Below are 24,314 nucleotides of genomic sequence, written 5' to 3'. Positions count from 1 at the left end.
CAGCGGGCATTGCAACAGGCAAGAAAAAACCCCGCTGCTTTCGCAACGGGGTTTCTGGTGTTTCAACTCAGCGCTTAGTGATGCTCGCGAGTCGCACGGAATTTCACGTCCGGCCAGCGCTCTTCCATCAGTGCCAGGTTGACCCGCGTAGGCGCGAGGTAGGTCAGGTGACCGCCGCCGTCCAGTGCCAGGTTTTCCACAGCCTTGTTGGAGAATTCCTCAAGCTTCTTCTTGTCGCTGCATTCGATCCAGCGCGCGGAATAAACGGTGATCGGCTCATAGGAGCATTCGACCTTGTATTCCTCTTTCAAACGGCTGGCGACCACATCGAACTGCAGCACACCGACGGCGCCGAGGATGATGTCGTTGCTGCGCTCCGGGAAGAACACCTGGGTCGCGCCTTCTTCGGCCAGTTGTTGCAGGCCCTGACGCAGTTGCTTGGATTTCAGCGGATCTTTCAGGCGTACCCGGCGGAACAGCTCCGGGGCGAAGTGCGGGATGCCGGTGAAGCCCAGGACTTCGCCTTCGCTGAAGGTGTCGCCGATCTGGATGGTGCCGTGGTTGTGCAGGCCGATAATGTCGCCGGCAAACGCCTCTTCCAGTTGCTCACGCTCGGAGGAGAAGAACGTCAGCGCATCGCCGATCCGCACGTCCTTGCCGGTGCGCACGTGGCGCATCTTCATGCCTTTTTCGTACTTGCCGGAGCAGATACGCATAAAGGCGATGCGGTCGCGGTGTTTCGGGTCCATGTTCGCCTGGATCTTGAAGATGAAGCCCGAAAACTTCTCTTCCACCGGTTCCACGGTACGCTCGTTGGCCACACGTGCCAGTGGGCGCGGAGCCCAATCAACGACCGCGTCGAGGACGTGGTCGACACCGAAGTTGCCCAGGGCCGTACCGAAGAATACCGGGGTCAACTGACCGTCGAGGAATTCCTGCTGATTGAACTCGTGGCAGGCGCCCTGCACCAGTTCCAGCTGCTCGATGAAACGCTCGTACTCGTCACCCAGGTGCGCACGGGCCTCATCGGAATCGAGCTTCTCGATGATCTTGGTTTCAGTGCGCTCGTGGCCGTGACCGGCGGTGTACACGATGATGTAGTCATCGGCGAGGTGATACACGCCTTTGAAGTCGCGGTAGCAACCAATCGGCCAGGTGATCGGCGCAGCCTTGATCTTGAGGACGGCTTCGATTTCGTCGAGCAGTTCGATCGGGTCGCGGATGTCACGGTCGAGTTTGTTGATGAAGCTGACGATCGGCGTGTCACGCAGACGGCAGACGTCCATCAGGGCGATGGTCCGAGGCTCTACACCTTTACCGCCGTCGAGAACCATCAACGCCGAGTCCACCGCCGTCAGGGTGCGGTAGGTATCTTCGGAGAAGTCTTCGTGGCCCGGGGTGTCGAGCAGGTTGATCATGTGCTCGCGATACGGGAACTGCATGACCGACGTGGTAATGGAAATACCCCGCTGCTTTTCCATTTCCATCCAGTCGGAGGTGGCATGGCGGTCGGATTTACGAGATTTCACCGTACCGGCTACCGCAATCGCCTTGCCCATCAGCAAGAGCTTCTCGGTGATGGTGGTCTTACCGGCATCGGGGTGGGAAATAATGGCGAAAGTGCGGCGTTTCGCGACTTCGGCGGCCTGTTTGGTCATGGGAAATCGCCTGGCAGGTGATTCAAAAAAGGGCGCAGATTATAGCCCAAGTTGATCGAAGAACCGAACCGTTGAGCACATTAGGGGTGGCCAAATGCTTCTTCAGATGGGAACCTTTTAAAGCACGGAGACGTCCACTCCCCCGTTACGACCACTCGTCGGGGGCCTGAAACACCTGCAATTCGGCCTGACGAGGCTGTGCTCATGGCTCGAGCCGTGCGCCTCCCCTGTAGGAGCGAGCCTGCTCGCGATGGACGTCAACGATAACGTTGGGTACCTGAAAGTACGCGTTATCTGGACGTTCACCGCGAGCAAGCTCGCTCCGACAGTGAAACGCGCTCGGCATGAGCTGCTTATCGCGATCACTTTTTCGGCAGCCAGGAATGGCGTTGCCACGCGAAGAAGTGTTCGCCGACTGAAAAAAGGAGTCCGCCTGTGGCTATCCACTATGGCAAAGGGCTGATAGGAGGCGCGCTGGTATTCGCCCTTCTGGCCCTGCTGATCAACTGGATCGGCATCAACACGATCGAACACTACCGCGACGATTTGTTGTTTTACCTGCAAGCTCATCTGATTCTCGTCCTCGCTTCCATGCTGGCCGCCCTTGTCGTGGGCATCCCCGCCGGTATCTTCCTCAGCCGCCCGTCCATGGTCGGTCGCGCTGAACGCTTCATGCAATTCTTCAACATCGGCAACACCGTCCCCCCTCTCGCCGTCCTGGCCATCGCTCTGGGTATCCTCGGCATCGGCAGTGGCCCGGCCATCTTCGCCTTGTTTCTCGCCTCGCTGCTGCCCATCGTGCGTAACACCTATGAGGGCCTGAAAAATGTCCAGGGTTCGCTCAAGGAAGCCGCCGTCGGCATCGGCATGACCCCGCGCCAGGTGCTGTGGAAAGTCGAACTGCCGAACGCCGTGCCGATCATCATCGGTGGCGTGCGCGTGGCGTTGGCAATCAATGTCGGGACCGCACCGCTGGCGTTCCTGATTGGCGCCAACAGTCTTGGCAGCCTGATATTTCCCGGCATTGCCCTGAACAATCAGCCGCAGTTACTGCTCGGTGCCGCGTGCACCGCGTTGCTGGCCTTGTTGCTGGACGGCGTGGTCACACTTGGCAGTCGCCTCTGGCTCGAACGCGGCTTGCGCCCGTCTTAAGCCCCGGCAAAGGAATTCTCATGAAAACAACACGCTTTTTATTAGGCTGCATCCTGCTGTGCGCAGGGTTTGCCCAGGCCGCGGAAAAACCGTTGATCCGTATCGGCGCTCGGGTGTTTACCGAGCAGACCCTGCTGGCGGAAATCACCGCCCAGTACCTGCGATCCAAGGGCTATGACGCCCAAGTCACCGGTGGATTGGGCAGTAACCTGGCCCGCAGTGCCCAGGAAAGCGGACAACTGGACATGGTCTGGGAGTACACCGGCGTGTCTCTGGTTTCCTACAACCACGTCACGGAAAAACTCGACAGTCAGCAGTCACTGGCGCGGGTCACCGAACTGGACGCGAAGAAAGGCCTGACCTGGCTCTCACCATCGAAGTTCAGCAACACTTATGCCCTGGCGCTACCGGCGAACATCGCCGCCGAGTACCCGCAGGTCCACACCATCAGCGACCTCGATCGCACATTGCGCGCCGAGGCCAAAGACAATCCGCTGGTGGCGCTGGACACCGAGTTTGCCAACCGCTCCGACGGCCTGGCCGGCATGGTCGAACTCTACGGCATGGACCTGACCCGCAAAAACATCCGGCAGATGGACGCCGGCCTCGTCTACACCGCCCTGCGCAACGGCCAGGTTTTTGCCGGTCTGGTCTATACCACCGACGGACGCTTGAGCGCGTTCAAGCTCAAGTTACTGGAAGACGACAAGCACTACTTCCCCGACTACACCGCCGCGCCGGTCGTGCGCCAGGCCTACCTCGATGCGCATCCGCAACTGGCGGCCCAGCTCAAGCCACTGGCCGACCTGTTCGACGACGAAACCATGCGCCAGCTCAACGCCCGGGTCGATGTCGATCATCAAAGCCCTTCATCCGTTGCCGCCGATTTCCTGCGCCAGCATCCCTTGAACTGAGGAGGAAACGACATGGATTTTCTCAACGCCTTTTCCCATCTCGATTGGGCGCAAGTGCTGCACCTGACCTGGCAACACATCACCCTGGTCGGCATCGCCGTCAGCCTGGCGATTCTGGTCGGCGTGCCGCTGGGCATTCTGATGACGCGCTTCCCGAGCCTCGCCGGTCCCTTGCAAGCCAGCGCCACAGTGTTGCTGACCATCCCGTCGATTGCGCTGTTCGGTTTGCTGTTGCCGGTGTACTCGACCTTTGGCCAAGGCCTGGGGCCGATGCCGGCGATCACGGCGGTGTTTCTCTATTCGCTGCTGCCGATCATGCGTAACACCTACCTGGCCCTGACCAGCGTCGAACCGGGCATCCGCGAAGCCGCCCGCGGCATCGGCATGACCTTCGGCCAGCGCCTGCGCATGGTCGAACTGCCCATCGCCGTGCCGGTGATCCTCGCCGGTGTACGCACCGCCGTGGTCATGAACATCGGCGTCATGACCATCGCCGCCACCATCGGCGCCGGTGGCCTCGGTGTACTCATCCTCGCTTCCATCAGCCGCAGCGACATGTCGATGCTGATCGTCGGTGCCGTGCTGGTCAGTGTGCTGGCAATCATCGCCGACCTGATCCTGCAAGTGTTGCAACGCTCGCTGACTCCAAAAGGACTGCTCAAATGATCGAACTTCAAAACCTCAGCAAGACCTTCCAAAGCAACGGCAAAGATGTGAAAGCCGTGGACTCGGTGAGCCTGACCGTCAACGAAGGCGAAATCTGTGTGTTCCTCGGGCCATCGGGTTGTGGCAAAAGCACCACGCTGAAAATGATCAACCGCCTGATCAAACCCACTTCGGGCAAGATCCTGATCAATGGCGAAGACACCACTGGCCTCGACGAAGTGACGCTGCGCCGCAACATCGGTTACGTGATCCAGCAGATCGGCCTGTTCCCGAACATGACCATCGAAGAGAACATCGTGGTCGTGCCGAAACTGCTCGGCTGGGACAAGCAGAAATGCCACGACCGCGCCCGCGAGTTGATGAGCATGATCAAGCTCGAACCCAAGCAGTATTTGCATCGCTATCCACGGGAGTTGTCCGGTGGCCAGCAGCAGCGGATCGGCGTGATTCGCGCACTGGCGGCAGATGCACCACTGTTGTTGATGGACGAACCGTTCGGCGCGGTCGACCCGATCAACCGCGAGATGATCCAGAACGAGTTCTTCGAGATGCAGCGGGCGCTGAACAAGACCGTGATCATGGTCAGCCATGACATCGACGAGGCGATCAAGCTCGGCGACAAGATCGCGATCTTCCGCGCCGGCAAGCTGTTGCAGATCGATCACCCGGACACGTTACTCGCGCATCCGGCGGATGAGTTTGTAAGCAACTTCGTCGGCCAGGACAGCACGCTCAAGCGCCTGTTGCTGGTGAAAGCCGAAGACGCGGCGGACAACGCGCCTTCCGTAAGCCCGCAAACCCCGGTGGCCGAAGCGCTGGAGTTGATGGATGAGCATGACCGACGGTACGTGGTGGTTACCTGCGCCGAGAACACAGCCCTGGGTTATGTAAGACGTCGCGACCTGCACCGTCAGACCGGCACCTGCGCGCAGTACCAACGCGAGTTCAACGCCACGGCGGCGTACGACGAGCATTTGCGCATCCTGCTGTCGCGCATGTACGAGTTCAATCGCGCGTGGTTGCCGGTGCTGGATGCCGAGCGAGTGTTTTTGGGTGAGGTGACACAGGAGTCGATTGCGGCTTATTTGAGTTCAGGTCGTTCGCGTGGAATGAAGACCAATATCGTCTCACCTGCCGAGGCGGTGATCGCCTGACAACTCATATCGCCCGGTAAGAATGCAAAACCTGTAGGAGCGAGCTTGCTCGCGATGGCGCAATGTCAGTCAACTACGATGTTGGCTGTGAAAATGCCATCGCGAGCAAGCTCGCTCCCACAGGTTCTGTGCGATTTTTGAGTGATTTGTAAGCCGGAAAAAAATATCAACACTAGAGCCTGCAAAAGCCATCCACAAACACGCTCTTAAATAATCAAATTCCCTCTCAGCCCAGCTTTTCGCAGCCAACGTCGCCGATGTTGACGCCATCGTACTTTCTAGCGACTTGGCGCACAAAAGCGTCGAACGTGCATGTATTTTTAACACTTCATAAATACTCGGGAACATCCGACTGTCATCTGTGTCGGTTACAAAGAGTGATGCTCGTAACGCGCGTCAGAAGAGTGCAAAAACGCGACATTTTTTGTTGATCTCAAGCCCCTCACGCCCTAAAGTTCGCGCCGAACGTCCATGCTGGAAACGATCCATCCGGCTCAAGTACTGACGACGAGACAGCAAGGCCAAGGGAAAGCTGCACTTCCCATGGCCTTTTTGCTTTCGGCGACATGCCTTGGGAAGTAGGCGAACCAAAGTGGGGATACGGAGGACGTTCATTTGCACCCATTGTTTTTACTCGTTTGCCATTAGGAGCTCCCAAGTATGTCGATCCAGGTCGAAGACTATTTCGCGCGCGACACCTTTCAGAAAATGAAGGCGTTCGCCGACAAGCAAGAAACCCCATTCGTGGTGATCGACACCGCGATGATCGCCCAGGCCTATGACGACCTGCGCGCCGGTTTCGAATTCGCCAAGGTCTACTACGCGGTCAAGGCCAACCCGGCCGTGGAAATCATCGACCTGCTCAAAGAGAAAGGTTCGAGCTTCGACATCGCCTCTATCTATGAGCTGGACAAAGTGCTGGATCGCGGCGTCAGCGCCGACCACATCAGCTACGGCAACACCATCAAGAAATCCAAGGACATCCGCTACTTCTTCGAGAAGGGCGTGCGCCTGTTCGCCACAGACTCCGAAGCCGACCTGCGCAACATCGCCAAGGCCGCTCCGGGTTCGAAAGTCTACGTACGTATCCTGACCGAAGGCTCGACCACCGCCGACTGGCCTTTGTCGCGCAAATTCGGCTGCCAGACCGACATGGCCATGGACCTGCTGATTCTCGCTCGCGATCTGGGCCTGGTGCCTTACGGCATCTCGTTCCACGTGGGTTCGCAGCAGCGCGACATCAGCGTCTGGGACGCGGCGATCGCCAAGGTCAAAGTGATCTTCGAACGCCTGAAGGAAGAAGACGGCATTCACCTGAAGCTGATCAACATGGGCGGCGGCTTCCCGGCCAACTACATCACCCGCACCAACAGCCTGGAAACCTACGCTGAAGAAATCATCCGCTTCCTCAAGGAAGACTTCGGTGACGACCTGCCGGAAATCATCCTGGAACCGGGCCGCTCGCTGATCGCCAACGCCGGTATCCTGGTCAGCGAAGTGGTGCTGGTCGCGCGTAAATCCCGTACCGCGGTCGAGCGTTGGGTGTACACGGATGTGGGCAAGTTCTCCGGCCTGATCGAAACCATGGACGAAGCCATCAAGTTCCCGATCTGGACCGAGAAGAAGGGCGAGATGGAAGAAGTGGTCATCGCTGGCCCAACCTGCGACAGCGCCGACATCATGTACGAAAACTACAAATACGGCCTGCCACTGAACCTGGCAATTGGCGATCGCCTGTACTGGCTGTCGACTGGTGCGTACACCACCAGCTACAGCGCTGTAGAGTTCAATGGTTTCCCGCCACTGAAGTCGTTCTACGTTTAAATCCCTCCCGTTATAAAAAAGGCCTGTGAGTAATCACAGGCCTTTTTTTTGACTTAACTTATTGGCCGGCATTATTAAAAATAAAGCACAGCGCCGCCATGCTTCCCACCACACACATACTGAAAACCTTATCTACTTAACTTCAAGAACAAATAACACTACTTTTCAATGGCTATAGAGGCACAACTAAAACATCGCTAATGCATAAAAAGGGATTTTCATGTTAGCCATCCAAGACGAAATTAAAACCGCTGAAGAGATCAACTCTCTGACGACTGATTTCATGGGAGCCGTTTCCGGAACTCTCCGTGGTGTCGAACGTGGACCGGGACTACTGGTCACAAACGACGACATTAAAAAAATCAAACGATACGTCAATGCCGGACTGGCCTTGCCGACCGACATCAACGAAATAGAACAACTATACAAATACGACCAGCTGAATATTTCCGGACTTTATTCAGCGGATATGCAAATCCTCTATCAAAACATGAGGAACCACGCGAGCAGTTGGTCGCCATTGGAGTCCAGCATGAAGGCCGTTGGTTCAGACCTTCATGTATTTGCCGACAATTTTACTTCCAGCAGTCAATCCATCATCAACTACTTGACCAGACTGCCCAGCTACATCAGCGGCGTTGGAAAAATCGGTGGCCTGACACCCGAGGAAATCGACAACCTGCCAGAGATACAATTAACCGGAGATGAGAAACAAAAAATCCCGGCTCTGATGGAATTGATTGAAGAACTTAAAACCGTCATCACCGAGCACAGCAAAAGCACGCAAACTACAAAATCTCAAATAACCCTGTTCAAGCATGAAATCACCAATTCGCTGAAGCCCGCACTCGGTTTGAAAATAGCCCTTTGCAACAGCCACAACTTCGACGAAGAGATAAAAGCCTTCAATGAGCGCTTGGATATCCTCAACCAGCGAATTGACGAAAAATACGCAGAAATCGAGCAGTACTCCCAGAGCAAATGGTGGGGACTGTTCGGTGGCATCGTTGGTTTTATCGTCACATCTTCCATTTATGGAACCAAGGCCCGGCAAGCTCGAGATGAACTGGAAGCGCTGATAGCGGAGAGACGTGAAGTCCAGGCAAAAATTGCAGCCAGCAGTGCGGTCCTTGCATCGTTGCGAGCATTCGAAACCAGTCTCCAGGAACTGCAAATCAGGATTGAAGATGCGGCGGGCAGCTCATCGAACCTTGAAAGTCTCTGGGAGTTGATACAGACCTATGTCGATGCTTCCTGCAAAAAACTCGATGGCGTTACCAATGCCATGTACCTGGTGTCTTTTGTCTCCAGGCTAACCACGATGACGGAAAACTGGCTAACGATAAAACAGCAGGCGGGCGATTTATTGACTGCCTTCAACAATGCCACAAGCGCCTCCTGACATCCTGGCTTGCACACCAAGGCCAAACCCGAAGTTTACTTCTTTAAAGGCAAAAAAATAATGACCGTACACACTCTCGACTTGTCATTCCAATACCCCTCTCCCGACATGAAGAAAATCAAGCAAAACAGGGATGAACTCCATTATAAAATCCGCACATTGAGTACTGTTTACCTACCGGTACTTTGGGAGCAATTAGCATCATTATCAGAGGAAGTAAACGCCACCGACAAGCAAGCACTTAGCACCCTGACTCTGCTACCCACCGCCTTACCCATTAGCGAAGTTCAACGCTTCCACACCATCATTGAAAATCTGAAGTTCGAACCCTCCTCCCCCGAGCAACAGGAGGCCATAGACAATTTTTACGAAGAGATCAAATCATCGATTGAAAGCGGCACATCCGAAGTGTCGAAACTTGCGACAACGCTGAACAACAATTTGGCGAATTTGAAAGCAGTGACCCTCAGCGACAACCAATACCGCATCAAGGAACTGGAAGTATCCATCAGCAACATCAGCCCGTATGTAGCAGAAGAGGAACGCGACATTGAGAAACTGGCAAAAGACGAATCAGACCTGAACAACGCCATTAAACTCATTGAAGCGACAGACACTTTCTCGCTCATCAATGAGTTATTTCTCACGGCCGAAAAACTTGCAGGGCTTAACCTGTCCGCCCCTCAAGTTGATCTTGTCAAGGCTGGCATTGCCGCCGCAGGCAAGATCCTCAACTTAATCAGCGACAGAATTAAATATGACAACCTGATTGAAGCCAGGCGCCAGCTCCAGGCGCGACTTGATGACCGCCGTCGAAACCTGGCCCGCATCAATCAAGATATAAAACTCTTGCAAGACCAAAAAAATCAGTTAGTGGAATTCCAGTCCGTGCAAACCCCGAGAGGGGCTTACACGAATGAGATAAGCACCCTCGCCGATGCCATCGACAAATTCCTGGAGATTAATGAACATGACGTTGCCGACGATTTCAGCTCGGTTGTTAAACGGTTCATCGAACAGTCGAACATTTTCATCAAACATTTGAATAACCTTCGCCAGGAATGGCGAAGCTAAAGCGGGCCCGCTCCGTTTGGATTAGCACCCTGATCAGCGCGAGCGAAGGCGCGCACAACGCCATTTCGCTCGCCTTGATGACAGCTACAGATCCTTGAAGTCCTGTACCTAGGCCACTTGCGCCTGATTTTGCAATTGCACGGCACGCTGCTGAAAGCGCGGAGCCAATGCCCGCAGATCCGGGTGTGGAGCGTGCAGTAGCGCTTGGCCGCTAACTCTCAAGAAATTCACGTTGCCTGCCTCCAGCGCCCGATCAAGCCATACCAAGGCCTCGTCGACTTTCCCATCCTGCGCCAGAACAGCCGCATAGCTGAATTGCCCGCGAAAATCTCCGCCCTCTGCAGAACGTCGATACCACTCGAAAGCGGCATCCGGGTCGGCCCGGCAGAATCGGCCTTCCTCGAGATAGCGCCCCAACAGGTTCATCGACTTCGCATGGCCGAGGTCCGCCGCACGCCGGTACCAGTTCAGCGCCAGTGTCTGATCCTCGCCTACACCGCGCCCGGTGGCCAACAGATTGGCGAAGTTGTACATCGACCAATCCAGCCCGTCCTGCGCCGCGGCTCGATAATGCCGCGCCGCAATCGAGGCATCGGCAACACAGCCCCAACCATGCTCATGACAACGGCCGAGCATATTGCGCGCCATCAGGTGCCCCTGGCGGGCGGCGATACCGAACCAGCGCAACGCCAGCGGCTGGTCCTGCGCGATACCCTGGCCGTCGAGCAGGATCTGCCCGAGCAAGGCCTGGGCCTCGACTTCACCCTCACGTGCGGCGATCAGGATGGCCTGGGCCGCACGGGCCGGGCTTTCGTCGAGCATGGCGAGCAGGCGCTCGCCGTCGAGCATCTCCTCGCGGCGTAAACGAAAATCCGCCACTTACACCTCGACCCAGCGACGCAACAGGTTGTGATAAGTGCCAGTCAGGCGGATCAGCGATGGATGATCGGGCACATCGCGGGTCAGTTGCTGGATGGCTCCGTCCATCTCGAACAACAGGGCGCGCTGGCTGTCTTCGCGCACCAGGCTTTGAGTCCAGAAAAACGAGGCCAGTCGCGTTCCGCGCGTTACCGCATTGACCTTGTGCAGGCTGGTGCCGGGGTACAGCACCATGTCGCCGGCAGGCAACTTCACCCGCTGAGTGCCGAAGGTGTCCTGGATTTCCAACTCGCCGCCGTCGTAATCCTCGGGCTCGCTGAAGAACAGCGTGGCAGACAAATCCGTGCGTACCCGTTCGATGCTGCCCTTGGGCTGACGCACCGCGTTGTCGATGTGAAAGTCGAAACTGCCACCGGCGGTGTAACAGTTCACCAAGGGAGGAAAGACCTTGTGCGGTAGCGCAGCCGACATGAACAGTGGATTTTTCCACAGCCGCTCCAGCATTGCCGCGCCGATCTCCTTGGCCAGCGGATGCCCTTCAGGCAGCTGTAAATTGTGCTTGGCCTTGGCCGACTGGTAGCCTGCGGTGATCTTGCCATCGGCCCAATCGGCTTGCTCCAGAGCCTCGCGAATGCGCTGCACCTCGTCTTTTCCGAACAGGCAGGGAATGTGCAGCAGCATGGCAAGACACCTGAAAACAAAGTGGCGCCAATGGTATTGATTCTTATTGCCCGTGTAAAACACATCAGACGAATGAGTCAGCAAAAACCGTAAGGTTAAATTGTAAAGAATGTAAATTCAGCGCGAATAGTAATATTTCGCAATTGTTACGAATACCTATTTACCCTATATTCCGCCGCCTCAAATCCTTGGGGAGGGGAATTCAAATGCCACGTCAACAACCACAAGTACCGGTCAGTTCACCACGTCTGCTCGCATCCGCCATCGGCATGGCGATTACTGCCGGCTCTGCGGGCCACATGGTTTTCGCGGCGGAAAAAACCGACGAAAAAGCACCGGACAATGTGATTTCGCTGGGCGCCACCGCCATCACAGGCCAAGCCCAGGACGAGACAACCTACAACGTCGAGAAAGCCTCCTCGCCCAAGTACACCGCGCCGCTGATCGACACGCCGCGCTCGGTGACCGTTGTTCCGCAACAAGTCTTGAAAGACACCGGCTCGCTCAACCTGCAGGACGCGCTGCGCACCGTTCCAGGCATCACCTTCGGTGCCGGTGAAGGCGGTAACCCACAAGGCGACCGTCCGTTCATCCGCGGTTTCGACGCCCAGGGCGACACCTATCTGGACGGCGTGCGCGATACCGGCTCCCAGAGCCGCGAGATCTTCGCCGTTGAGTCGATCGAAGTCAGCAAAGGCCCGAACTCCGCGATCGGCGGCCGTGGCGCCGCCGGCGGCAGCATCAACCTGGTCAGCAAGAAAGCTCACCTGGGCGACTCACTCGACGGTGGTTTCACCTGGGGCTCCGACCAGACCCAGCGCTACACCTTCGACGGCAACTACCAGTTCACCGACACCGCCGCTGGCCGTCTGAACCTGATGAGCCACGAGAGCAACGTCGCCGGGCGTGACAGCGTCGACTACGACCGCTGGGGTGTCGCACCGTCCCTGGCCTTCGGCCTGGGTACAGACACTCGCGTCAACCTCGACTACTACCACCTCGAAAGCAACGACACGCCGGATTCGGGCATTCCCTACTCCATCCCGGCTGCAGGTTCGGCTGCCCGTACCAAGGCCAACCCGGACAAGCCCAATGACGGCGGCGACAGCAGCAATTTCTATGGTCTGACCGACCGTGACTTCCGCAAGGGTCGCACCGACACGGCAACCTTCGCCATCGAGCACGACCTGAGCGACGCACTGACCATCAAGAACACCCTGCGCCACGGCACCAGCATGCAGGATTACATCCTGACCCAGCCGGACGACAGTAAAGGCAACGTCAACAACGGCAGCGTCTGGCGCCGCGCGAACACCCGCGTGAGCAACACCGAGACCACCACCAACCAGACCGACCTGTTTGGTGATGTCTACATCGCCGGGTTCAAGAACAGCTTCTCCACCGGCGTTGAATACACCCACGAGGAAGCTGAAAAGTCCTCGTACAACGTCAACACGGACACCACTCCGGGAACAGCTGGGGCGAGCACAAACTGCTCGCCGGCACTGATCGGCGCGCCAAGCGGCTACAACTGCACCTCGCTGTCCAACCCGACCCCGAATGATCCGTGGAACGGCGCCATCTCGCGCAACTATGCCGGCACCGACACCAAGGCCAACACCTACGCACTGTATGTGTTCGACACCCTGACGTTGTCCGAGCAATGGCTGGTGAACATGGGCCTGCGCTACGACCACTTCGACACCGAATACAAGACTTTCAACGGTTCCAGCGTGACCACGTCCAAGGGCGATGACACCAGCGAGTTCGTCACCGGTCAGTTCGGTGTGGTGTACAAACCAGCGGAAAACGGCAGCATCTATGCCTCCTACGCGACGTCTGCCACGCCGCCGGGCAACACGCTTGGCGAAGGTTCGGAAGGCAACCCGTTGGGCGGCACGCCGGATCGCAACGGCAACCTGCTCAAAAGCGACATGGAGCCGGAAACCACCAAGAACTACGAAATCGGTACCAAGTGGGACCTGTTGAATGATCGTCTGTCCCTGACCGCCGACATCTTCCGCACCGAGAAAGAAAACGCTCGTGTGCAGACCAACACCACCACCTACGAAAACGCCGGTAAAACCCGCGTTCAAGGTGTCGAGCTGTCGGCCAGCGGCAAGCTCACCGACAAATGGCAAGTGTTCGCCGGTTACGCCTACATGGACAGCGAGCAAGTCGATGGCGGCGACATGCCGGCAAACAAAGCCAACGATGGCAACGAACTGCCTAACACCCCGAAAAACAGCGCCAGCCTGTGGACGACCTATCAGGTCACGCCGAAGCTGACCATCGGCGGCGGTGCGTTCTATGTCGATGACGTGTTCGGCAACGTAGCCAACACCACCATGGTTGATTCCTACGTTCGTTACGACGCGATGGCAGCCTACAAGCTGAGCAAAAACGTCGACCTGCAACTGAACGTGCAGAACCTGACCGACGAAACCTACTACGACAAAGCGTTCTCGACCCACTTCGCCAACCAGGCGGCTGGTCGTACCGCATTGCTGAGCACCAACTTCCACTTCTGATGGAAATTTGACTACGCAACCTCTTCTTTAGGAGCGAGCTCGCTCGCGATGGTCTTCAACGATGACGCGGTTAGCCTGAAACCCCACGTCGTTCTTGAGTTCATCGCGAGCAAGCTCGCTCCTACAGAGGTCGGTGTTGGCTCAGGCCCCGTTCATACCGTGAACGGGGCCTTTGTGCGTAAAAAAATGCTTCTCGACAACCCCACGGCATAATGCGCGCCGTGATGAATACATTTGAACCAACAAGGCGAGCGACGTGTTGAAGAAAACCCTGTTCCAGTTGCACTGGTTTTTCGGCATCAGCGCCGGGCTGGTCCTGGCCCTGATGGGCATCACCGGGGCGATGGTGTCGTTTCAGGATGAAATCCTGAGCACACTCAACCCCTCTGTGTTGCAGGTCGAAAAACAGGTCGCCGGTGTGCTGCCACCCGCCGAACTGGTGGAGCACATCGAAGCCGCGTCGGGCAAAAAAGTCTCGATGCTCACCGTGGAAACCGACAGCGGCAACGCCGCCAAAGTGTGGTTCACCCCGCCGCCAGGTGAGCGCCGAGGCGAGATGCGCTACTTCGATCCGTACACGGCCGAGTTCCTCGGTGATGCCACCGGCCAGGACTTCTTCGGGCTGATGCTGCAACTGCACCGTTTCCTCGCCATGGGCGATACGGGTCGGCAGATCACCGGCGCCTGCACACTGATTCTGGTGTTCTTCTGTCTTTCCGGGCTGTACCTGCGTTGGCCTCGCCAGTGGAGAAGCTGGCGTGCCTGGCTGACCCTGGACTGGAAGAAAAAGGGTCGCAGTTTCAACTGGGACCTGCACTCGGTGGCTGGCACCTGGTGCCTGGTGTTTTACCTCCTGGCAGCGCTGACCGGGTTGTCCTGGTCCTACGAGTGGTACAACAAAGGCCTGACCCGGTTGCTCTCCGACTCACCGCAGAATGAACGCGTTCGCGGTGGACGTGGCCCTGCACCGCAAGGTCCGGCACCGACAGCCGATTACGCGGCAATGTGGAGCAGCATCTACAGCGCGGCCGGCCCGCAACTCAGTTCCTATAACGTGCGCATGCCGCCAGTGGCCGGCCAGCCAGCGACCGTTTACTTCCTGCTGAAAACTTCGCCACACGACCGCGCCCTGAACCAGATCACCCTCGACCCAGCCACCGGCGTGGTCAAACGGGTTGATCGCTACAGTGACAAGAGCCTCAAGGCGCAACTGCTGTCCAGCATTTATGCGCTGCACGTCGGCAGCTACTTTGGCATCGTCGGGCGCATCATCCTGACCATCACCTCGCTGAGCATGCCGCTGTTCTTCGTCACCGGCTGGTTGCTGTACCTGGACCGTCGCCGCAAAAAACGCCAGATCAAAAACGCGCGCAAAGAGCTCGTGCAACCCGGCAACGACGCTCCGGCCTGGCTGATCGGTTTCGCCAGCCAGAGCGGCTTTGCCGAGCAACTGGCCTGGCAGACCGCCGGGCAATTGCAGGCCGCGGGCTTGCCGGTGAAGGTGCAGCCGCTGGCGGACGTCAGCGAGCAGGATTTGCAGGACTCGAACAACGCACTGTTCGTCGTCAGTACCTTCGGTGACGGCGAAGCACCCGACAGCGCCAGGAGTTTCGAACGCAAGGTACTGGGTCGCACGCCAAGTCTTGAACGTCTGAACTACGCGGTCCTCGGCCTCGGCGACCGGCAGTATCAACACTTCTGCGGATTTGCCAAACGCCTGCACACCTGGCTCGGCGAGCACGGCGGCAAGACCTTGTTCGCCCCGGTGGAAGTCGATAGCGGCGATCCTTACGCTCTGCGTCACTGGCAACAGCAACTGGGCCTGCTGACCGGCCACGCCCCCGTCGACACCTGGCAAGCGCCCAGCTACGACAACTGGACCCTGGTCCGTCGTGAACGGCTCAACCCGGACAGCAGCGGTTCGCCGGTGTACTTGCTGGGCCTCAGCGCCCCGACCACCAGCAGCTGGCTGGCCGGCGATCTGGTAGAAGTGTTGCCGCGCAATTGCCCGTGGGCCATCGAGCATTTCCTCGACGGTCTGGGCATTCACGGAGAGACCAAGGTGCAGCTCAACGGCCTGGAGGAAACCCTCGAACAGGCCCTGGCCAGCCGCCAGTTGCCGGAGAACCGCGCCCATCTGGTCGGCCTGCACGCGCAGGCACTGGCAGAGGCCCTCGTGCCGCTGGCCATGCGCGAATACTCGATTGCTTCGATTCCAGACGACGGTGTGCTGGAATTGATCGTGCGCCAGGAAGTGCATGCCGATGGCAACCTCGGCGTCGGTTCCGGCTGGTTGACCGAACACGCGCCGGTGGGCAGTTCCATCAGCCTGCGTGTGCGGCGCAACAGTGGTTTCCATCTGCCGGCCCAACCGGTGCCGATGATCCTGCTGGGCAATGGCACGGGGCTGGCCGGGTTGCGCAGCTTGCTCAAGGCCCGAATTGCCGATGGTCAGCAACGTCACTGGCTGCTGTTTGGCGAGCGCAATCGCGAGCACGACTATCTGTGCCGAAAGGAGCTGGAAGATTGGCTGATCAACGGTGATCTGGCGCGCCTCGACCTGGCGTTTTCCCGAGACCAGGCCGAAAAGATTTACGTACAGGATCGCCTGCGTGAGTCGGCGGACGAGCTTGAAAAATGGCTGGCGGACGGTGCGGTGATCTACATCTGCGGCAGCCTTCAGGGCATGGCTTCGGGCGTGGATCAGGTACTCAATGAAGTACTGGGCAGCGCCGAAGTGGAGCGCTTGATCGAACAGGGCCGCTACCGCCGAGACGTGTACTGATTCACTGAGTCCCCTGTGGGAGCGGGCTTGCTCGCGATGGTCGTTAACGATGACGCGTTCATACAGATTGAGCGCGTTATTCTCGGGTTCATCGTCGGATCGCCGCCCGGAGCAAGCTCGCGCCTACAGGTATCCGGTGTCAATCAAACCGGCTGCAACTTCTGCTCAAACACAGACACCCCGTCCAGATCCCGCAACACCACGCTCAATTCCCCGCTCTGCCCATCGATGTTCACCTCGCCGAAAAACTGAAATCCGGCAAACGGCGAGGCGTTCTGTGTAGGGGATGCCTTCTCGAATACCACTTCAGGGCCAAAGGTTCTATCCAGTGAATCAGGCCCGAAACTGCCCGCATTCAACGGCCCGGCAATGAACTCCCAGAACGGTTCAAAGTCCTGAAACGCCGCCCGGTCCGGGTGGTAATGATGGGCCGCGCAGTAATGCACATCCGCGGTCAGAAACAGAAAATTGCGCACCTGCCGGGCCCGCAGAAAACCGAGCAATTCGGCGATTTCCAGTTCGCGCCCCAGGGCCGGGCCCGGGTCACCGTTGGCCACCGCTTCCCACCGCGTGACACCGGGACTGACTTCACCGTCAGGCGCACCCAGGCCGATGGACATGTCGGCGGCGATCACTTTCCATTGCGCGTTCGAGGCCCTCATTTCGCGCTTGAGCCAGTCCAGTTGCTCACGACCAAGAAACGGCCTGGCCTCCCCCAGATTGTCGTCATTGGCCCCGCGATAACTGCGCATGTCCAACACGAACACATCGAGCAGCGGCCCGTAGCCGAGCTTGCGATAGATCCGCCCGCCGCCATCGGCGCTCTGCAAGCGCATCGGCGCGTATTCGAGCCATGCCTGGCGTGCGCGGTCCACCAGGCTATGGATATCTTGGCCCTGGTAGCGCGCATCCAGTTGTTTGCCCGGTGACCAGTTGTTCATCACTTCGTGGTCGTCCCACTGCCAGATCTGCGGGACCTCGGCGTTGAAGCGACGGATGTTTTCGTCCATCAGGTTGTAGCGATAATTACCGCGGTACTCATCGAGAGTCTCGGCGACTTTGCTCTTGGCCTCGGTGGTGAGGTTGCGCCACACCCGCCCGTCTTCCGTATTGAGCTGCGCCGGGATCGGGTTGTCAGCGTAAATGGTGTCGCCGCTGTGGATAAAAAAGTCCGGCAGACGTCGACGCATCGCCTCGTAGATGCGCATGCCACCGATGTCCGGATTGATGCCGAAGCCCTGGCCGGCCGTGTCGCCGCTCCAGACAAAACGGATGTTGCGCCGGGTCTGCGGCACGCTGCGCAAGTGACCGAACCAGGGCTCACTGGCAACGCCGCTCTGGGCGTCTTCAAACTGCACACGATAGAAAATCGCCTGGTCGGCTGGCAGTCCGGTGAGCTCGACCCGGGCGGTGAAATCGGTGCGCACATCGGCCAGTGGCGAGACGAATCGCCGAGGATTGCGAAACAGGCTTCGGGTGTCCCACTCCACCACCATCCGGGCGGGACGATCGCAGCGGCTCCAGATGATTGCGCGGTCGCCCAGCAGGTCGCCGGACTGCACGCCATCGGTGAGTTGCGGCCGATCCTTGACCGAAGCGATCACCGCCGGCGTCAGCCCCGGCAGCAGCAATCCGACACCGAGCGCTTGAACGACCCGACGTCGACCGAGGTTGAAATCGCTCATGGTGTTCTCCCTGAAGAAGGAAAAACTTAAGCATGGCTGGATGAAGCCGGCATGACATCCCCACCTTGTAGGAGCGAGCCCGCTCGCGAGAAACCAATAGGCGCCGCTGGGCATCTGGTTTGACGCGTTATCGTTCGCGACCATCGCGAGCGAGCTCGCTCCTACAGGAATCGGTGTCAGGCGGTGACGGGGTCTACCGCCAACTCCACCACCTCCGGCCGTTTGGCCAGCGCATACACCACCGCCGTCAACAGGCTCCCCGCCACAATCGCCAACAGATAAAGCAACGCATGGTTGATCGCATTCGGGATCGCCAGCACGAACAACCCACCGTGGGGCGCCATCAGCTTGCAGCCGAAATACATCGACAGCGCACCGGTCAGCGCACCACCGGCGATGCTCGCCGGAATCACCCGCAGCGGATCTTTGGCCGCAAACGGAATCGCCCCTTCGGAGATGAAGCACAGCCCCAGCACCAGCGCTGCCTTGCCGGCTTCGCGCTCAGTTTGCGCAAACTTGCGTCGGGCAATGAACGTGGCGATGCCCAGGCCGATCGGCGGCACCATGCCCGCGGCCATGGTCGCGGCCATTGGCGCGTAACTCTGCGACGCCAACAGCCCAACCGAGAACGCATAGGCGGCCTTGTTGATCGGCCCACCAAGGTCGACGCACATCATGCCGCCCAGCAACACACCCAGCAGAATCGCGTTGGTGGTACCCATGCTGTCGAGGAAATGCGTGAGCCCGGCGAGCATCCCGGCCACCGGTTTGCCGACGACGTAGATCATCACCAGGCCAGTGAACAGGCTCGCCAGCAACGGGATGATCAGGATCGGTTTCAGCGCCTCGAGGCTTTGTGGCAGTCGCGCATAACGGTTGATCGCCCTGGCCGCATAACCGGCAAGAAAACCGGCGATGATCCCGCCGATGAAACCGGCGCCCAAGGTACTCGCCAGCAGACCGCCGATCATCCCCGGCGCAAGGCCCGGACGGTCGGCGATGGAATAGGCGATGTAGCCTGCCAGCAGCGGCACCATCAACTTGAACGCGGTGTCGCCGCCGATCTGCATCAACGCCGCCGCCAGCGTGCCCTCTTCCTTGAAGGCAGTGATGCCGAACACGAACGACAAGGCGATCATCAAGCCGCCAGCCACCACCATCGGCAACATGAACGACACGCCGGTCAGCAGGTGCTTATAGACACCCGTCTTCTCCTGTTTGACCGTAGCTTGAGAAGCGCTCGATGCGCTTTCCTGCCGGCCTTCGGCCAAGGCCTTTTTCAAGGTCGCTTCGGCTTGCTTGAGGGCAATGCCGGTGCCACAACGATAGATTTTCTTGCCGGCGAAACGCTCGGTGGCGACTTCGATATCGGCCGCCAGCAGCACCACATCGGCCTCGGCAATCGCCGCTGCGCTCAATGGGTTACGCGCGCCGACCGAGCCCTGGGTTTCCACCTGCAAGTCATAGCCAAGGCGCTTGGCCGCTTGCTGCAAGGCTTCGGCGGCCATGAACGTGTGCGCTACGCCCGTCGGGCACGCGGTGATGGCCACCAGTCGCGGTGTGTTTGGCACAACCGTCACAGGCTCTACGACGGCTTCGGCAGCGGCATAGACCTGAGCCTCTTGCGCACCGCGCCGCAGCACGGCTTCCACGTCCTGCAAGGCCTGGGCCGGGGTACTCTGGAAAACCCGCTTGCCGACAAACCGCGACATCTCCACCGGAGCGCTGGTCACCAGCAGTACCCACTCGGCCGCTTCGAGGGTGGCCGCCGACAGTTGCTTTTCGGAATGCGCGGCATCGCTGACTTCGACACTGGTGCTCCAGCCCTGACGCTGGGCCGCGGCATCGAGCAGCCGGGCACACAGCACACTGGTGACCATGCCGTTCGGGCAGGCCGTAACGATGGCTAACTTCATGACAAACCCTCTTATTGTTCTGTCAGGGGACGCACGCGTACACCCTGTTCGAGCTGCGCCAGTTGCGCTGCATCGCCAATGCCGAAACCGATCTGGGTCACCGCCATCGCGGCAATCGCCGTGGCCGTGCGCAAGGTTTGCTCCGGCGTATCGGCACTGAGCAAACCGTGGATCATCCCCGCCAACAACGAATCACCCGCCCCCACCGTGCTGGCGACGCTGACCCTGGGTGGCGTGGCGTGCAGCGCCGAGCCGACGCTGAACCAGTTCACGCCTTCTGCCCCGTGGGAGATCACCACATGCTCGATGCCCTGGGCGTGCAATCGCTCCGCCGCCTTGGCCTGGGCACGGACCGACACAACCTCGCAGTCCAGCACTTCGGCCAGCTCTTCAGTGTTGGGTTTGATCAGCCATGGACTGGCCTTGAGCGCCTCGCGCAACGCATCGCCGCTGGTGTCGAGGGCGACGTTCAGCCCCAGTTTCTTCAAGCGCAAAATCAACGTCTGCAACCACTTCGCGCTAACGCCCAACGGCAAACTTCCGGCGACCACCACCGCATCGTGCCCTGGGGCAATCTGCTCCAGTCGATCCATCAAGGCCTGCTGCGCCGCTTCGCTGACCTGTGGTCCTGGCCCGTTGATGTCGGTGATGCGGCCGTCGCTTTCAGCCAGCTTGATATTGCTGCGGGTCTCGCCCGGAACGCGAATGAAGGCATCGACAAAACCGCGCCGGGCGAACAACGTTTCGAACGCTTGCAGATTGTCTTCGCCAAGAAAGCCACTGACGGTCAACTGATGCCCGAGGTCCGCCAGCACTTGCGCCACGTTCACGCCTTTGCCGGCGGCGTGGGTGTGCATGACATCGCTGCGGTTGACCTGACCGGCCTCAAGGCGTGGCAACTGGACGGTCAGGTCCAGCGCCGGGTTCAGGGTCAGGGTGAGAATCCGGGCCATTACAGGGCCTCCACTAATGCACGCACTTCATTGGCACTGCCCACGGCCAGGGCCTGTTGGGCAAGGGTTTGAGTTTGAGTGAAGCCCAGTTCGCGAATTCGCGCCTTGACCTCGGCAATACTGCGCGCGCCGACGCTGAGTTCGTCCACCCCGAGGCCCACCAGCACCGGCACCGCCAGCGGATCGGCCGCCAGCTCGCCGCACACACCAACCCATTTGCCGTGGGCGTGGGCCGCGCGCACGGTGATATCGATCAGTTGCAGCACCGCCGGGTGCAAGCCATCTGCCTGGGCCGACAGCGTCGGATGGCCACGGTCGATGGCGAGGGTGTATTGGGTCAGGTCGTTGGTACCGACGCTGAAAAAGTCGACTTCCTTGGCCAGCACCGGCGCCAGCAATGCCGCCGACGGTACTTCGATCATGATCCCCAGTTGCAGGTCGGCGACCGGGATTTCCTGACGCAGGCGTTCAGTCATGTCACGGGCCTGGCGCCACTCGTCCACGCTGCCCACCATCGGGAACATGATCCGCAGCGGCCGGTTGTCGGCGGCCCGCAGCAAGGCGCGCAATTGCGCTTCCATGATCTGCGGACGCTGCAAGGTCAGGCGGATACCACGCACGCCGAGGAAGGGGTTTTCTTCCTTCGCGATCGGCCAGTACGGCAATGGTTTGTCGCCCCCGACATCCAGGGTACGCACCACCAGCGGCCGCCCGCCCAGACCGTCGAGGACGCGGCGGTACTCGGCCTCCTGGGTTGCCTCGTCGGGCGCTTGCGGGTGGGCCATGAAAATCAGTTCGGTGCGCAACAGGCCAACACCTTCGGCGCCCTGTTCCACCGCGCCCGCTACGCCAGCGCTTTCACCGAGATTGGCGAACACTTCGACGGCGTGACCATCGGTGGTCAGTGCCGGTTGATGACGTTGCTCGGCAGCCGCCTTCAAGCGTTGCTCGCGGGTATCGCGTTCGGCGGTGGCGCGCTGCAAGGTCGCCGCGTCAGCGTCCACATGCAGGCGCCCACGCTGGCCATCGAGCAGCAACGGCGTACCCGGCGCCAGCAGCAATACGCCGGGGCCGGCGCCGACCAGTGCCGGGATGCCCAGGGCTCGGGCAACAATCGCACTGTGCGCCGTAGCGCCACCACGGGCAGTGAGAATCCCCGCCACGCGAGCCGGATCGAGGCGCGCGACGTCGGACGGGCCGACCTCGTCCATCACCAGGATGTACGGCTGATCCGGTTCGCTCGGGGTTTCGATGCCGCTGAGTTGCATCAACACCCGACGGCCGATGTCGCGCAAGTCGGCTGCGCGTTCGGCGAGCAAGGCATCCTGCAACGCTTCCTGCTGCCGGGCCGCCGCTTCAATCACGGCCATCCACGCCGCCTCGGCGCTTTCGCCCTGCTTGAGGCGCGTATCGACTTCATCGGTCAACTCCGGATCGTCGAGCATCTCTTGGTGGGTGATGAAAATTTCGCGGATGGCTTTGCTTTTGCTGCGCTCAATCAGACCCTGGATGTCACGGCGTACTTGCGCCAGGGCTTGCTGAAGACGCTCACGCTCAATACCGGCGGACTCGCCGCGCAACGGGTATTCGATGGTTTGCAGCACTTGAATATGCGCCGGACCGATGGCAATCCCCGGAGCGGCGGCAATCGCCTGAACCACGCTGCCCGACACCGGGGCGAGGACCACTTCGGCCATCTCGACAACGACTTCGCGTGCCTGGCTGACGGGAGGCAGCGGTTCGACTTCTTCTCCGAGCCCTTCTTCGATGGCGGCCAACAAGGCCGGCAACGCATCAGCCGCGATGCCCGGTTCGGCGATGATCTCCAGGACCTGCCCCCGACGGGCGCCGAGGCTGAGCAACTTGCTCAAGCTCTTTACCGACACCGCGCTGTCGTGACCATCGACGATGCGCACGCGGATATCGCCGTCAAAACTCTTTGCCAGTTGGGCGAGGATTTTCGCCGGACGCGCATGCAGACCGTGGGCGTTGGCCAATGCAATTCGCGCGCTGGGCCAATCGGCAGGCACTTCACCACCGAGCACTTCGAGGACTTTGCGGCTGCTGGTGGCACGTCCCAATTCATGACCGCGCCCTTCGATCAACAACGCACACAGGCGTTCGAGCAAGGCTTGATGAGCCTCACCGAGGCTGGCCAGGCAGAACAGCCCATTGAGTGGCTGGCCAAGGTAGCGCAGCGGTTTGTCCGGGGTGACAAAGGCCAGGCCCGGGCGCTTGACGGTTTGCTCGCTGTGCAGCCACCACAGGCCATCGCCCAACGGCAGCGCTTCAACCTGCTGCAACACCGCGGAGAACCCGTTGCTCACGCAGTCGGCCTGGCGCAACAGACGTGCGCCGCGCCAGACCAGCTCTTCGAAATCTTCGGCCGCTACACCGAGGCCGATCATCTGCGCATCCAGCGCCAACTCCTGCGGCGCACCTTGCAGCAACTTCAGCAAGGCTTCGGCGGAACCGGCGCGGCGCAGGGCCTGCCCCAGATCAGTCTCGCCGAGGGCGCGGGTGAGCAATTGCAACAGGCGCAGGTGCTCATCGGATTTGGCGGCGATGCCGATTGCCAGGTAAACGACATGACCGTCGCCCCAGTCCACGCCATCGGGGAACTGCATCAGGCGCACGCCGGTGGTGAACACCAGCTCACGGGTTTCGGGCGTACCGTGGGGGATGGCAATACCTTGACCGAGAAAGGTCGAGCCCTGGGCTTCCCGCGCCTGCAAACCGGCGAGATAACCCTCGGCAACCAGGCCGTCGGCGACCAGATGCCGGGCCAGCAATTGCAGCGCTGCGGACTTATCCACAGCCGACTGGCCCATGGATATCTGCTCTACTGTGAGCTCGAGCATGCTTTCTCCTTTTTGGCGCCTTGGGGCACCAGGTATTGTTTTGAATGAGTCAGCTTAGGCGCTTGGTCGTCGCTTTTGGCGGTTTCACGGCAGAACCGGCCAAAGTCACCTAAAACGTAGAAAATACGCCTGCTGAAACGTTTAATCTAGATCAATTGGCACGTTACTCGATATTGGCC

At 59.4% G+C, this 24,314-nt stretch carries 16 protein-coding genes; 9 read left to right on the top strand and 7 right to left on the bottom strand.

What is annotated here, in order from left to right; translation table 11 throughout:
* Positions 1 to 74: 74 nt before the first annotated feature.
* Positions 75 to 1,658 (bottom strand): peptide chain release factor 3, encoded by a 1,584-nt coding sequence (locus B0D71_RS06890; protein ID WP_060541686.1) that lies wholly within the window; start codon positions 1,656 to 1,658, stop codon positions 75 to 77.
* A gap of 435 nt (positions 1,659 to 2,093) precedes the next feature.
* Between B0D71_RS06890 and B0D71_RS06880 the strand changes: the two genes are divergently transcribed.
* The 7 genes from B0D71_RS06880 to B0D71_RS06850 all read left to right on the top strand — a co-directional run bounded on the left by B0D71_RS06880 (position 2,094) and on the right by B0D71_RS06850 (position 9,844).
* On the top strand, positions 2,094 to 2,810 hold the full coding sequence (locus B0D71_RS06880; protein ID WP_103394123.1) for an ABC transporter permease: 717 nt from the start codon (positions 2,094 to 2,096) through the stop codon (positions 2,808 to 2,810).
* Positions 2,811 to 2,830: 20 nt separating this feature from the next.
* The gene (locus B0D71_RS06875) at positions 2,831 to 3,724 is read left to right on the top strand and encodes a glycine betaine ABC transporter substrate-binding protein (protein ID WP_103394122.1); all 894 of its coding nucleotides are present in this window, start codon (positions 2,831 to 2,833) and stop codon (positions 3,722 to 3,724) included.
* A 12-nt stretch (positions 3,725 to 3,736) separates the two neighbouring features.
* Positions 3,737 to 4,390 carry an ABC transporter permease gene (locus B0D71_RS06870; protein WP_103394121.1) on the top strand — a complete coding sequence of 218 codons (654 nt, stop codon included), beginning with the start codon at positions 3,737 to 3,739 and terminating at the stop codon, positions 4,388 to 4,390.
* On the top strand, positions 4,387 to 5,544 hold the full coding sequence (locus tag B0D71_RS06865) for an osmoprotectant ABC transporter ATP-binding protein OsmV (protein WP_103394120.1): 1,158 nt from the start codon (positions 4,387 to 4,389) through the stop codon (positions 5,542 to 5,544). Before B0D71_RS06870 ends, B0D71_RS06865 begins: the two co-directional genes overlap by 4 nt.
* A 660-nt stretch (positions 5,545 to 6,204) precedes the next feature.
* A complete protein-coding gene (locus tag B0D71_RS06860) occupies positions 6,205 to 7,368 on the top strand; it encodes a type III PLP-dependent enzyme (protein ID WP_103394119.1) in 1,164 nt (387 codons plus the stop codon).
* Positions 7,369 to 7,588: 220 nt separating this feature from the next.
* Complete coding sequence (locus tag B0D71_RS06855; RefSeq protein WP_103394118.1) at positions 7,589 to 8,770, top strand: alpha-xenorhabdolysin family binary toxin subunit A; 1,182 nt, start codon at positions 7,589 to 7,591, stop codon at positions 8,768 to 8,770.
* 60 nt (positions 8,771 to 8,830) lie between these two features.
* The gene (locus B0D71_RS06850) at positions 8,831 to 9,844 is read left to right on the top strand and encodes an alpha-xenorhabdolysin family binary toxin subunit B (protein ID WP_103394117.1); all 1,014 of its coding nucleotides are present in this window, start codon (positions 8,831 to 8,833) and stop codon (positions 9,842 to 9,844) included.
* Between the two features lie 108 nt (positions 9,845 to 9,952).
* Here the strand turns inward: B0D71_RS06850 and B0D71_RS06845 are convergent, their stop codons facing one another.
* Positions 9,953 to 10,723, bottom strand: a complete 771-nt coding sequence (locus tag B0D71_RS06845) for a tetratricopeptide repeat protein (RefSeq protein WP_205885986.1) — start codon at positions 10,721 to 10,723, stop codon at positions 9,953 to 9,955.
* Positions 10,724 to 11,404 carry a Fe2+-dependent dioxygenase gene (locus B0D71_RS06840; protein ID WP_103394115.1) on the bottom strand — a complete coding sequence of 227 codons (681 nt, stop codon included), beginning with the start codon at positions 11,402 to 11,404 and terminating at the stop codon, positions 10,724 to 10,726. It lies immediately after the preceding gene.
* Positions 11,405 to 11,610: 206 nt separating this feature from the next.
* Here B0D71_RS06840 and B0D71_RS06835 point away from each other — a divergent pair, with 206 nt between their 5' ends.
* Together B0D71_RS06835 and B0D71_RS06825 are read left to right on the top strand one after the other, a co-directional pair.
* Entirely contained in the window at positions 11,611 to 13,935 is a 2,325-nt protein-coding gene (locus B0D71_RS06835; protein WP_103394114.1) for a TonB-dependent receptor, read from the top strand.
* Positions 13,936 to 14,191: 256 nt separating this feature from the next.
* Positions 14,192 to 16,720, top strand: a complete 2,529-nt coding sequence (locus B0D71_RS06825) for a PepSY domain-containing protein (RefSeq protein WP_103394113.1) — start codon at positions 14,192 to 14,194, stop codon at positions 16,718 to 16,720.
* A gap of 143 nt (positions 16,721 to 16,863) precedes the next feature.
* Here the strand turns inward: B0D71_RS06825 and B0D71_RS06820 are convergent, their stop codons facing one another.
* From B0D71_RS06820 to ptsP, 4 genes are all read right to left on the bottom strand, one after another.
* Positions 16,864 to 18,405 (bottom strand): alkaline phosphatase D family protein, encoded by a 1,542-nt coding sequence (locus tag B0D71_RS06820; RefSeq protein ID WP_103394112.1) that lies wholly within the window; start codon positions 18,403 to 18,405, stop codon positions 16,864 to 16,866.
* Between the two features lie 176 nt (positions 18,406 to 18,581).
* Positions 18,582 to 20,321, bottom strand: coding sequence for a PTS fructose-like transporter subunit IIB (locus B0D71_RS06815; RefSeq protein ID WP_103394111.1), 1,740 nt, complete (start codon positions 20,319 to 20,321; stop codon positions 18,582 to 18,584).
* 11 nt (positions 20,322 to 20,332) lie between these two features.
* Positions 20,333 to 21,274: a 1-phosphofructokinase gene (pfkB, locus tag B0D71_RS06810; RefSeq protein WP_103394110.1), complete on the bottom strand. Its 942-nt coding sequence runs from the start codon at positions 21,272 to 21,274 to the stop codon at positions 20,333 to 20,335.
* Complete coding sequence (ptsP, locus tag B0D71_RS06805) at positions 21,274 to 24,135, bottom strand: phosphoenolpyruvate--protein phosphotransferase (protein WP_103394109.1); 2,862 nt, start codon at positions 24,133 to 24,135, stop codon at positions 21,274 to 21,276. Before ptsP ends, pfkB begins: the two co-directional genes overlap by 1 nt.
* Positions 24,136 to 24,314: the final 179 nt, after the last annotated feature.

Origin of the sequence: Pseudomonas laurylsulfativorans (assembly GCF_002906155.1) — a bacterium.
GTDB lineage: Bacteria > Pseudomonadota > Gammaproteobacteria > Pseudomonadales > Pseudomonadaceae > Aquipseudomonas > Aquipseudomonas laurylsulfativorans.
The sequence above is the reverse complement of the archived record's forward strand: the minus strand, read 5'-3'. Positions and strand labels throughout refer to the sequence as shown.